General features: G+C 36.7%; 20 protein-coding genes. All 20 read right to left on the reverse strand.

From position 1 onward, the window contains the following. Positions 1-20 precede the first annotated feature (20 nt). Positions 21-416, reverse strand: a complete 396-nt coding sequence (locus F4V43_RS01615) for a hypothetical protein (RefSeq protein WP_150456500.1) — start codon at positions 414-416, stop codon at positions 21-23. 49 nt (positions 417-465) lie between these two features. Beyond that, complete coding sequence (locus F4V43_RS01620) at positions 466-1908, reverse strand: zinc-ribbon domain-containing protein (protein ID WP_191089429.1); 1443 nt, start codon at positions 1906-1908, stop codon at positions 466-468. Between the two features lie 101 nt (positions 1909-2009). Continuing rightward, the gene (locus F4V43_RS01625) at positions 2010-2204 is read right to left on the reverse strand and encodes a hypothetical protein (protein WP_150456502.1); all 195 of its coding nucleotides are present in this window, start codon (positions 2202-2204) and stop codon (positions 2010-2012) included. A gap of 83 nt (positions 2205-2287) precedes the next feature. After that, positions 2288-2677, reverse strand: a complete 390-nt coding sequence (locus F4V43_RS01630) for a hypothetical protein (protein WP_223879771.1) — start codon at positions 2675-2677, stop codon at positions 2288-2290. A gap of 83 nt (positions 2678-2760) precedes the next feature. Beyond that, positions 2761-3258: an IDEAL domain-containing protein gene (locus F4V43_RS01635; protein ID WP_150456504.1), complete on the reverse strand. Its 498-nt coding sequence runs from the start codon at positions 3256-3258 to the stop codon at positions 2761-2763. A gap of 38 nt (positions 3259-3296) precedes the next feature. Beyond that, positions 3297-4046, reverse strand: a complete 750-nt coding sequence (locus F4V43_RS01640; protein ID WP_150456505.1) for a hypothetical protein — start codon at positions 4044-4046, stop codon at positions 3297-3299. Positions 4047-4212: 166 nt separating this feature from the next. Further along, complete coding sequence (locus F4V43_RS01645) at positions 4213-5664, reverse strand: glycosyl hydrolase (RefSeq protein ID WP_150456506.1); 1452 nt, start codon at positions 5662-5664, stop codon at positions 4213-4215. Between the two features lie 68 nt (positions 5665-5732). Then, entirely contained in the window at positions 5733-5921 is a 189-nt protein-coding gene (locus F4V43_RS01650) for a hypothetical protein (protein ID WP_150456507.1), read from the reverse strand. Continuing rightward, a complete protein-coding gene (locus F4V43_RS01655; protein WP_150456508.1) occupies positions 5911-6264 on the reverse strand; it encodes a hypothetical protein in 354 nt (117 codons plus the stop codon). The genes F4V43_RS01650 and F4V43_RS01655 overlap by 11 nt, the downstream gene beginning before the upstream one ends. A gap of 238 nt (positions 6265-6502) precedes the next feature. Next, complete coding sequence (locus tag F4V43_RS01660) at positions 6503-7108, reverse strand: hypothetical protein (RefSeq protein ID WP_150456509.1); 606 nt, start codon at positions 7106-7108, stop codon at positions 6503-6505. Between the two features lie 34 nt (positions 7109-7142). Next, entirely contained in the window at positions 7143-7358 is a 216-nt protein-coding gene (locus F4V43_RS01665; RefSeq protein WP_150456510.1) for a hypothetical protein, read from the reverse strand. 206 nt (positions 7359-7564) lie between these two features. Beyond that, positions 7565-7900 carry an AbrB/MazE/SpoVT family DNA-binding domain-containing protein gene (locus F4V43_RS01670; protein WP_150456511.1) on the reverse strand — a complete coding sequence of 112 codons (336 nt, stop codon included), beginning with the start codon at positions 7898-7900 and terminating at the stop codon, positions 7565-7567. Between the two features lie 55 nt (positions 7901-7955). Beyond that, complete coding sequence (locus F4V43_RS01675; RefSeq protein ID WP_150456512.1) at positions 7956-9086, reverse strand: hypothetical protein; 1131 nt, start codon at positions 9084-9086, stop codon at positions 7956-7958. Between the two features lie 52 nt (positions 9087-9138). After that, positions 9139-9780 (reverse strand): sigma-70 family RNA polymerase sigma factor, encoded by a 642-nt coding sequence (locus F4V43_RS01680; protein WP_150456513.1) that lies wholly within the window; start codon positions 9778-9780, stop codon positions 9139-9141. Positions 9781-9799: 19 nt separating this feature from the next. After that, positions 9800-10126, reverse strand: coding sequence for a hypothetical protein (locus F4V43_RS01685; RefSeq protein ID WP_150456514.1), 327 nt, complete (start codon positions 10124-10126; stop codon positions 9800-9802). A 30-nt stretch (positions 10127-10156) separates the two neighbouring features. After that, entirely contained in the window at positions 10157-10513 is a 357-nt protein-coding gene (locus F4V43_RS01690) for a hypothetical protein (protein ID WP_150456515.1), read from the reverse strand. A gap of 39 nt (positions 10514-10552) precedes the next feature. Continuing rightward, positions 10553-10717, reverse strand: a complete 165-nt coding sequence (locus tag F4V43_RS19560) for a hypothetical protein (protein WP_191089430.1) — start codon at positions 10715-10717, stop codon at positions 10553-10555. 373 nt (positions 10718-11090) lie between these two features. Beyond that, a complete protein-coding gene (locus tag F4V43_RS01695) occupies positions 11091-11492 on the reverse strand; it encodes a hypothetical protein (RefSeq protein WP_150456516.1) in 402 nt (133 codons plus the stop codon). Continuing rightward, positions 11489-11743 carry a hypothetical protein gene (locus tag F4V43_RS01700; RefSeq protein ID WP_150456517.1) on the reverse strand — a complete coding sequence of 85 codons (255 nt, stop codon included), beginning with the start codon at positions 11741-11743 and terminating at the stop codon, positions 11489-11491. The genes F4V43_RS01695 and F4V43_RS01700 overlap by 4 nt, the downstream gene beginning before the upstream one ends. A gap of 29 nt (positions 11744-11772) precedes the next feature. Beyond that, positions 11773-12093 carry a hypothetical protein gene (locus F4V43_RS01705; RefSeq protein ID WP_150456518.1) on the reverse strand — a complete coding sequence of 107 codons (321 nt, stop codon included), beginning with the start codon at positions 12091-12093 and terminating at the stop codon, positions 11773-11775. Positions 12094-12106 lie beyond the last annotated feature (13 nt).

Consider the following 12106-nt stretch of genomic DNA (forward strand, 5'->3'; position numbering starts at 1 on the left):
ATATTGAGTTTATCAAACTTTCACCTGTTTAGATCTTGCCATCGCTTACTACCTTCCATAACAACCCACTCTCCATTGTGCCACATATAAATCGTACTAAACTGTTTGTTGTCGTTCAAAATTACATATTCATTGTCAAAGTAATCCCAGTATAAACGGTAGAGTTTGCCTATGGTTATAGCATCAGAGCCATCTTCTCTAGTATCGGGTAATGCTCTCCAATGGGTTGCTTGTTTATCATCATCAACGACTAAAGTTTGATATTCTTTATTTAAATTGTTATACGCTCGCCTCCACAAGTTCGAGTTGGCTTCTTTCATTTTATCCAGGATTTCTTTAAGAATTTTCTTCTTTTCTGGTGTAAGCCCAGATATTTCCCCGGTTTCTTTTAACTTCTTTAGTTTGTCGGCACTCATAAAACACCTCTTTCATCAATATTTATAATTCATATGTATTTAACTATATTTATTCATTAGATGCTTTTGCTATGTATTTATCGTAATCTTCTTTGTACATCCACTTATATCCACCAGCGGTTTTTTGTTTGCCTCTACAAGCGTTGCATATTGACTGAGCATGTACTCCAGTCAATAGTGCTGCTGTTTGAATGCTCTTATGCTCCTCTAAAACTGAACTATCTAAATGAATTTGCACGACGCAACGCTCTGTTTCTCTAGACTTGTGTTCACACAGTCCTGCTTTATGTCCAATCTTTAAATATCTATATATCGTGGTACGATGTAGATTTGTTTTTTTAGACAAAATATCTATATCTTTAACTCCATTGTTCCATAAGTCGCAAACTGTACTTATCAGTGATTTACAAGCATCTATATGGCATTTTATCCAACTAACGATTTCTAGATCAATTAATTTCGCCAGAATGTTATGGTTCAAAATATTTGTTTTAATAAATTCCATATTTGATTTTGAGCAGTTTATTACGATATAGTTAGATATTTTATTATCCAAAGCCATTTTTTGCTTAAACTTATCATTTTCTATTTCTTCTTGTAGCGTTCTCGATCTGCTCGAAGATCTTTTAGTTTTTTGGGTATAATGTTGTTCTCCGTGCGCCTCAATAATACTATTTAATGAGGGAATGTAAAAATCGTATCTTCGTCCTTGGCTCCATTCAAATACTTGTTGAGTGCGAAACTCTAAGTTGATTTGCTTTAAAAGAGAAGATATGAATTTTTCCGGGTAACTTATGCCATCTGAACATATTGGACATGAAAGCCCCTGCCTCGCTACAGAGGCGATCATCTTGTTTTTGATTATTAAACCACAGGTCATACAGCAAAAATCTATTTTTCTTTTACTGTATTTTGTATACAAACCCCCATCAATTTTGTTATAAAGTAAGTTGTATAGCGCTTCATCCGTTGCTTTGATACTGTTTGTATGATTGGTGTTTTGAGAAGAACAAAAAGGACATCCTGTCATTCCTCCTATTCTACTTGCCATTCTAGCCTTATATTCTGAGCCACAATGTTTACATTTCCAGATAAATGATCTTTGACTTTTGGGAAATATATGTTTTAAATCCATCTCATTTTTATCACTGTACTCCTCCATTAAATATTGTAAATTATTTTGTAATAAATATTTCTCAGCACTCGATTCATAGGTTGCATATGATAAAAAAAATGAAGTGCAGTTTTTACATCTGTCATCTCCTCCCGTTTTGTTTCTACTATACATAACATCTCTGTACACTTTCTTTCCAAGATTTTTTCCGCAACCGTCACAAATTTTAGTAACACTTGCCCCACTCCCAGGTGGTAAGTGTTCTATTTTTACTGAAATTTGAACACCTTTTCTTATGATTGCATATCCCAGTCTTTTATAGTGAGATATATTACTCGCCCCTACGGTGACTAGAACTTCTTTCTCCAATATTGCCAATCCACTTTCTCCTCCTACGTCTAGGAGGCGATGCATCGCTTTCTTTACACTAGTGTACTCCATTGTTATTTTTGTTTATACACCTTGATGAAACCCTGTTTTTACTGACTCTTTCTTAGCGATCTCTTATGTTCGGCAAGTTCTTTACGCAACCGATTCATAGCTTCGCTATCCGTCTTATCTTTGCTATTTGCACATTCCACAAAATTCTTCATATCCTCTAGAGTATCAAAATTGATAATCGTAGGGCCAATTCCCTTAATCTTCGTAATCTTATCGTGGTTATTATTAACCATTGAAGACCTCCTTTCCTCATAAAAGTTAAATTTCGTCATGGTCGATTATTTATCATATTTTTATTTTTACACTTTTGCGTCTATCACATCTTCAATTCCTCATATCCACCTTCTGGAGTAGAATAATAAACGGCCTTTAGATTAAACTTAGCTATGTATTTTTGACACACAGGGCATGGTTTAGAAGTAACCATATTATTTCCTCTACTCCAACCAGCCACATATAAAACTGATCCTCTGATTTGTTCTTCTGTCAGTTTACATAGAGCCATTAGTTCGGCATGACATCCTTTATTCTCATACAGTGGATCAATCAGGCTTCCGACCTTATTGTTATTGATACCGGTATGAATAAGCCTTCCGCCTTTTATTACAGCAGCAAAATGTCTGTAGTTGTCTATCTCATTTTCTTTTGCTTTCTTTAAACAGTACTTCATCCACCTAGTATGTTTATTCTTACTCTTAACCCCAATTGTCTACTCCTTTCCGTATTGTGTTATTGTCTATAACTGAATTATACACCTAAGTAACCTATATGTATATAATTATTTTTGCGCTAATTTAGCATTTCTTTGTGGTTGTTTACCAATTCATCAAACCACTCTCTGTCACCTAATACTAACGTTAAGTCTATCAATTCCTTAATATCATCTTTGTTTAATTCGCTCTGGTCATTATGGTGGATCATTGTTTTAATATCTATTAATTCCAGAACCTTTTCTTTTGAAGTTGTTAATCGTAATTTGTCATCGTTCTTAACTGTTACGCTAAATTCTATATCCTCCATATCTGGATATTCCTTAGCAATCATAGACTTAATCTGATTGAAGCTGATGTACTTAATGACTGGCATATCGTATAGATTGAAGAGAGTGTAATTCACAACAAATTCCCACTGATTTTTAGGATCAAAATACCAAACATCCTCAACACTGCTATATCTAAATTTATTCCAATCCAAGCATAACTTCAATGAAATCGGTACTTGTTTATGTACCTGTGTAACATACTCTTTAATTATATGAAGTAGTTCTTCCTTTTCAATTACAATCATAGGCTTCCTCCTAAACAAAAATAGGGGCCGCAGCCCCTTTATTCATCTGCGATATGATCTGTTTTAAATGCACTTGAACGCCCCGCCAATGTCAAATGAACATGATTACCTGTCCGATTCTTACCCCAATAAATATCTTTTTCAGTAAGAGCTTTGAACTTAATTCCTTTTGCTCTAATCATCTTAATTGATGCTCTTTCGTACCAAAGTTTATGAAGCCTATCACGTTTGTATAGATACCGTTTTTGGCCCTCCCATCTATCTCCAAAGCATATTTCTCCCAATTGGTCAATAGTCGGATCTTTGATATTGTGGTACTGAAGAATCCTTTCTAGGCTTTCGATAAACAATTGGTAGCTTCTTGCGTCTACACATTCATTCATCATCTCTTTGATTAAGCCTTGAACAATACTAATATGTTTCTGAAGTTTTAAGAAGTTATTAACCATAATTGTCCCCGTCTCAGCATCCACATTACCCTTCAACAATTTAAAACGAATGATACAATGTGAACCGACATTCAAAGTTTTTTCAGTATATGGATTATATATCACGAAACAGTATTTCAAATGTACATTGCCGCATAAATCACATATCCCAGAAAATCCTTCGGCATCTTCAAAGAGAACATATTGAAACTTCCATTCATCCTTGGCTTCATCGAATATATTAGATTTACTATTACCGATCACTGTCTCAACAATTTGCGGGCTTGGTTCACAAAGCTTAATATTAGGGTCAATCTTAATTCTCCCTATTTTTTTCTTACCCTGTATAGCTTGTACCATTATCTTATCGCCCTTTCTGGAACATTCGTTCCTGTTGATAAGTATACTGGTATGCTACCATACATTCTCACAAAACTCAACATATGCACTTAATATTATTTCGCCCACAACATATTGTGTATATGCTGTGAGCATCATGTGTATAAGTTTGTAGTTATCCACAAAATCACTGGCTATATAGTTGATTCTGAGGAACGATTTCAGTCTTCTGAGATTTACTTGACCACTGGAGCGAAACTGAAGCATTTCCTGTTCCCTCATAATACTCAAGCAGGACGGGATACTTTTTACCGGCTTCAAGCACAGCCTTTCCTGAAGATGAAGAAGCCCCATTTTTCCAACGCTCAATAATTTTCTGATTGTTGATTGTGAGTCGAATGCCATCATCGGAACCACAAGCAAAAGTGTATTCTTCATTGTACAGAGGGACAATGTAACCCATCCATTTTACAGAAAAATTATCGGGGCCAAGTGTATTATTAACTTTTCCTCCACCCCAATTGAAGTTGATTATAGGATCAATTTGTGTAAACGAGAGTTTATCAAAGTTTACTCCTGAATAATATTCTCCTTTAAGTCCGTCGCCATTTGCTATTTTGTTTACCATATCAAGTTGCTGCCCAAGCTTGAGAACATAAGAGTCTTTATATGTATTAATAATTGCATTGTCTTTATTGTTGTCTGTCAGCATCTTACCCCAGGTCAGAAACCATGAATACTTGTTCTGCGAGGATTTAATAGTATCCGAGTTGGGTAATTCGCCATTCTCACCAATAGCAATTAACTTTCCTCCACCAACCTTTAGGAGTTTGTCATGATGGGACTGTTTGAAGTCATTGTTGTAGATATCGAGCGCAAGTACATCTGTGCTATCGTGTCCAACATAATATTTACTAATGTCCTCAGCATATTGATTTTCAGCGTTCGGACACCAAACCCAAATTAGATTGTTGAGTTTATGATAATTGGTGTACCGATCATACATGATATTCCAGAGTTTTTTATAGTTGCTCTTCTTCCCCCACCAGAACCAGTCACCGTTCATTTCATGATACGGTCTCCAGAGCACCGGAATATCAGCGTTTTGAATCTTCTTAAGGTAAACGGCTACACTGTCAATATCTGAAATTAGTTTGTTATACATGGCGCTTCCAACAGTTACAATTTGGTCAAATTCTGCTTGTGTAGTTTTGCGTTGTACGTTACTCCATGTATTAGTTGAGCCTGGGTATGGTGCGTGATAAGTGGCGGTTAACATTCCGCCTTTGGACTTGGCCCACGAAATACAAGCATCGGTAAGCCAACCACGGAAATTAGCTAGAGTCGTAGCATCTTGGCCTGTGATTCCCCCAAATTCCATTCCTTTTAGCATAGGTTCATATCCGGTTTTAGATGCAATTTGATTACTGAATAGTTTAGAATCTTCAAGGTATTCATGTTGCCCAGATATAATCGTTTTACCTTGAATAGAGTAGAGTTTTGATAATAGTGCAGATGTAGATGTTGTTGCATTTGGATTAACAGGTTTAGTGATTGTCTTTCTATATTTGTCTTTCCAGGCGGTATCATTCGATTTTTCATTTGCTTCGCTTAATAGTTCCCAAAATTCATTACTCATTTTTTATCTCCTTTATTATTTCTCGGGTAATCGCATGTTTCTTATGTATTCGACAAAGTTAATGAAATTCAGTTTTTATCAACTACTTCATATTCTCCTTCAAAGATGGCATACTTATCTTCTAATCCATATCGGACATAGGCAATTCCGATATCCAAATCAGAGTTATCAACAACTTCAAACTCTTGTCCAATTAGATGTTCAATTGATTTGCAATCTGCCTCTTGGGGCTTGTTTTGTGTTATCTTAATTCTCATTAATCCACCCTTTCCCGATCAACAGTCTTTCGGTTTCTTCAAAAGAATGCCTCGAAGCACCGTCTCTTGCTAAACGCCATGTGCTATCATCAACATTTTTATTTCTTAAATCTTCAACTACCTTATTCATCAGTTGTTTGGCATAACGGTTAATTTCGGTGTACTCAACAGTATTGCCCGGAATTGCCTCTCCTGTTTCTCTATCAAATCCGCTGCAAATTCTTCTGTCGTAAACTTCGGTTTGATAATAATATTCAAGCCATTTCTTGAATGCATACTCGTAATGTGGATCTGGAGTAAAAAATACTGAATCGTATTCTTTAAAGAATTGTTTTCTGTCCATTACCTTCTCCTCTCACACTAATATCAAGTATATAAATCTCTCCGATAGGAATGGCATTATTCATAATCGCCATCGATTAAAACACTCTTGACCCCATTTTTATCAATAATGGTCCCACTCCATGCACCATTATGCACATAAAACTTAGTGTTGTACGGCAGTGTTCTAATATCTGTTGGTGTACCACCATATTTTCTATACATTTTTTCTTGATAAATGTCGCATTTCATAAAATCCGTTAGACTTGTACGCTCTCTATGCTCATATATGTATTTTTAGCACTTTCAAAGTTTGTGACTAGTTCTTTTCTAACTTTAGGCGAGTATGTTCTTGATTCGATAGTTTCTATAATACCTTTAATTGATTTTTGCACTTCCCCAATTTCGTTTGCTAAACCCCGATGTTTCTTAGAGAAGTTCATCAAAGGAGTCACCATTTCAATAAAGTTTTTACACTTTCTCCTTGCAACTCTAACTTGCTTCAAATCTTCTGTTAGTTGTTTCTCTTCTTCCTCCTTTAAATCGCACATTTCAAAGGCATGTAGAATATCCTGAGTCTCCTTATCCAGTAATTTTAAATCCCGATTGGCTTCATCATAAAGTGCAATAGAACTATTGATTGCTTCTACAATTCTTCCTGTTGCCGACTCAGGGTTGAATTGTGAGTAACTAAATTTCATTTCTTTATACTTTCTCTTAATTTCTTTTAATTTGGCATTCTCATAAACATTCTCAAAAGAAGCACTAGCCTTATTTATTCGCTCTTTCGTTGATTCACTAATTCTTGTTTTGGTGCTCAATTCAATCAACAGATTTCTAAGTTCAAACACCTCTTCATTGGTCAAAAGCATTGCCTCCTTTCTTGATAAAAGCAGCCTTTCATGATAATTCTATTCCTTCTGATTCGCATATTGATTTGATAGACTCACTATCGCTAATTTCATCAATATAAAAATCATCAAGGTTATTGGAGTTATATTCTCTTAAATATATTTCTGCTTCATCTCTGTCAGCATAGCAGCTATCGATGGTGTGAATATCTCCGTATTGAGTTCCACGATATACCCTACATACCGCATATAATTTATCGATCACTTCTATTTGCTCCTTTCTAATAAAATGCATCTTTGATTAATATGTATCTCCATTTACTTCCTTGACACTTCTAATCAACCATAGTCCAGCAGCTAGAGTAAAACAAAGCCATCCACTTGCATTATTTGAACTAATAAGAATAGAAATGATTGTGAATATACACAGCCAACAAAATAATGCTCCTGAAAACAATACTTTCATATGTATTAGATCGCCTCTTTGCATTTATCTTTTCTGATATATATCTTACCGCTTGATTCTTCGAGTTTAAGAAAGTCGCCTTTTTGAATCCTCCACTTTGAACACAGATGAGCCGGTAAAGTGATTAATCCTCCCTTCCCTATTTTGATCCCCAAATTATTTTTACTTTTAACCATAGCAACATCTTCGTTTTTCGTGCCAAATCTAACACATTGACCTATTGATAAGTTAAGATTTCGTCTAAGTGCTGCTGGCATAATGACTCGGAAAAGTCCGTCATTACGTTGGCTCACTTTTGTTCTGTATGTTGACGATGCAGTGAGCAAATTTACTGTACTCATATGTATTGTTCGGGTTCCCTTTCTTCATAAAAAGTAAATTTATAATTCTTCTTAATTACTCGACCATCTCATTGATGATATTTTGCAATTCTTTAATGGCTCTTTTAGATAAACTCTGTTTATGGTTGGTTAGCCATGTCTCCATTTTCGATTTTATTGATTGTCTGTTCATGTCCTCATGAACAGGATCTTCAAAATACTCACTGTTTCTAATTGCATTTTTATATGTTTCATTTACAAATACAGGCCGGTACTTACCAGTACTATTTATTTTCGTAAATTCATCATGGTTACTTACAGGAATGGCGTTTTCTCCATACTCATCTTTAAAAGATTCGTATGCTTTATTTGAAATAGACTTATATACTTCACTATCAGATCCCCAAGCACTCGTTCCTGTAGTGGAAACATACGCTACGTCTGCCGCTCCATCTTTGATTAGTTTTAGTGTTTTGTCTGAATCAACTCCACTTAACATTGTCGAAGATAACCATTTAAGTTGAAATGAATCGGCAAGCTTTCTATCACGATCAATTTTGATATACTCGGGCTTGAAATCATAGCCTTGTGTATAATCGGCATAGCTACAGACGTACAGCCCATTAATGAAAACTTTTGTTTTGTAACGCTGTTCTTCTAGTATTCGGCCATATTTACTTTCAATCGTCTGACCTACCACCTGGAGATGTAAGTTTGATTCAACAATTTCCTCGTATTCATGTGGATTGATCCCTTCAACTGTAATGGTTAAATTGTTGTCAGGAACCTTTATCCAAGGATATTTTTTATCAATAAAGAAAGTGAGAATTTCCTCCCCTTTATATCTTCGCGACTTCACAAAACGCGCGTTCCAAACTTCCTTTAACCCGTAATTATAAAATGTAACTTTTTTGTTTAGACGAGTAAGAACCAGAGTTGCGATCTTATAGCCTTCGCCAAACTGTCCAATAGTGTTAGAGTCGTTGCGCTTAGTCGATGCACCAAGAAGCAATGTTTTAACATCGAGCACTGATGATTTGTTACCTATGTATAGCGTTTCGTTTGATTCATCGTAGTTAAAGAACATCGCATTGTCTTTCGTTATGGTCTCTTGATCAAGGGCATTTTGAAACAATTCTCTCACTGCGTCAACATGAGTCCAGGACGGAACATAATCCCTGGATAGACTCAACTCATATTTACTCAACTATCTCTCCTCCAACTTCCTATGAAATATTAGTTTTACTTTATTAATTTTCTTATATTTCAGATTCGAATTCCTTTTTTAATTTATTTATTCCTCTAATAAAAGCCTGGTGAACAGCCTGTCTTGAAATGTTTAGGTCTTGGCCGATTTCTTGGTACCCCTTGCCTTCGAAAAAGTATTTTGTTGAAACTTTACGTTCAATAGGAGTAAATTGTGAATCAACAATCTTGTGGAATTTATCAATAAGCTCGTTTCTTATTGTCATTTCCGTAACGGGAAGTTGGTTATCATCTGCAATGGTATCTGCTATTGCTATTTGTTTATTTCCTCTCAATCTAATTTGATTTTCCATGCTTACAGACTTATATTTACTTCTACATTGATAAGTTTGCGATGTTGCCGCGACCTTGAACTCTCTCCAAATACAGGCTCCAGCATATGAGTTAAATTTAATACCTTTGTCAAGCCTGTACGTATTGAACGCTTTAGTTAACCCCAGAAATCCCAAACTCCACAACTCTTCAACGGGCGTAGTAGACCCTCTTAATTTCCATCGACGAGCCAGAAGTTGCACTAAGGGGATATTGTTTTTGAAAATTAACTCTTTTAGTTCACTGTTGTTGGTTTCCATGTATCTTTTTATACTATCTTCATTATTAAAATCAGTACTCCGTCTAACGGACTTTATATTCATAAATTACTCCTATGTATTATTAATTATTTGATACGCTTGTCTCATCAAGAACCCACCTGTTCCACTCAAAACTGACCATTTCTATTTGATTCAGGGCATATTTTTCTCTTGCTCGATCTACTTTTTTTCTTGCTTCATAGAATTTATTTTTCCAGTATTCAAGTTCACTTTCGCGTTCTATTAATTTATCGTATAGTTCAGCTTCTTTGTTCTCTAACGTGAAATACTCTTGAAAAATCATATCTTCATTTCTACAACTTCTACACAATTCTTCATCTATGTATAATTTAACTTCATCAGATGGCTTGTATTGGTCGCAACCAATACAAAATTTTGTTTTCGTCATTCTATATTATCTCCTCTAAATACGGGGGCATCATCTCTCGGATGGCGCCTCCTTTGGGGTATCTGGGTAAAGGGTGGACCTGATTCGTTTATATACTTCCTCGGCTTGGTCCAAGTCGAAACTGGTTAAGTCGCCGCGCTGAATGATTTGGTATAGTCCCTCTACAGCCTCGGATGATTCTTCTTTCAACAGTTGTTCCCGGGCATCTGCGTGCTTCAACGCAGCCTCATAGGATTGTTTGTATATCTTGGCTTCTTGGAGCCAGTAAGAAAGCACATCTTCAACTGGATCTTCCTGCTGATACTCGCTTGATAAAAGTGAGCGTGTTTCTCTCATGACTTCTACCTTGTCCATATCCTTTTGCCAGTCTCGCTTGTCTTGGGTCATTGGGGGTTTACCTCCTTAAAATAATTTCAAGTATGCTCTTTACCAACAGTCTCTTTTATTAATCATTTTGTTGTAATCACCGTCATTGACTGTATATCTACCTTGCTTATGGTCGTCATGGATTTCACATACATCAAAGGATTCACCGATACGATCTGCATACCAGTAAGTTTGTTCCGTTGCCTTTCTGATGGTTACCTGCATTGGTTATATCCTCCTTGTTATAGGGGAGCCGATATGCGGCCCCCACTTCGCTGGGTCTATTCGGTCGATTCGTTGGCCTTACGGCCAAGTGCATTATCTATTCGTACTGCTCACTACTGCCCTACTAATTCCATTTTTTTACCGCAGCAAGACTGTAACTTACTAAATTCTCCGTAAGCCAGTATTTGACCGCAACACAAACACTTTTGAGCATTTCCCCATCTCTTGATGTAGTCTTGTATGAGTTCTTGCCTACGTATAAAGGCGCAGGTAGGGCATTCACTCTTGTATCCGATGTTATGTTTTTCGCAAATGAAACCGCCGTTCAACTTCTTGTCCACGTTGAGGCTCCTTCCTTCATAGTTTGCGTCAACTACTCCCTCATTGTCATCCACGCCGCCTCTGCCATCTGGCGGGGAGTGGCGGTGAGTAATAGCTTTATCCCTTCATAATCTAATGCTCCACTATCCCAATATCCGTCAGCACCTACAACCTTAGATAGTGCCTGAATGTACCAATAGAACTGCTTTTTGCACGCTACTTTCTCTATCTCTTGAGAGGCGGAAGGGTCGGTGCAGTAGTCAGGAGCATCGCCCCATGCTTCAGGCTCCGTCTTACGTTCTCCACCGAGTACAATCTCCGGATATCCCTCAGGATCTGTTAATTCAAAATAGCAGCGACCCAGCACATCCTTGTCATAGTGGTATACCGTGTACCCCATCAACTCCGCCAGCGCCCGGTTAAGTTGTTGGTCGGTCATGTCTTTAGCGTTCATTCCGTCTTCTCCCCTTTCAGAAGTTCCGTGATAGCAATGCGCGAATAATGCGCCTTTGCCTGAATGCCGCCGCGTGTGTTGAAATCTATCCACCGAAAGCTGTCTTCGGCTTGTACTAACGCCTCCCGTTGCCGGGCTATGGTCTGCTGAGCCTCGGCCAGAGCAGCCAGCAGATCTACTGACGTATAATGCGGCAATCTTCCAAAATCATGAAGAAAATCTTCGATCTCTTCTTTCCGTTCTGGTGTCATATTCTTCTCCTTTATAATAATATTTTCACTTATATGTACATGCCCTCTTCAAAGCCTTCAATAATACCATCTATTTGCATCCTGTTGAGAATGTCCTCTACCTTGTCTTTTACATTTGTCGCCAAGACATGTTCTGGGTCAATCTTTAAACAAAATTGATAATCATATGGTTGCATAAAGCTTTCATCGAGTATATCAATCTTTAGTGTTGTTAAGTCGATTGGAATCGTCATATTAAATGAGACATCGAATCCAATATTTTTGAAATAGTACAAAAAAGATTTATCGCGGTTAGTAAATCCATAATCAAGTAGAGTTTCTTGGGTAGTGGTTTTTTTGAGAGTAATCATTGTTTGTTGTTTC

The sequence above is a fragment of the Paenibacillus spiritus genome (assembly GCF_008710135.1).
Lineage (GTDB): Bacteria > Bacillota > Bacilli > Paenibacillales > Paenibacillaceae > Paenibacillus_AQ > Paenibacillus_AQ glufosinatiresistens.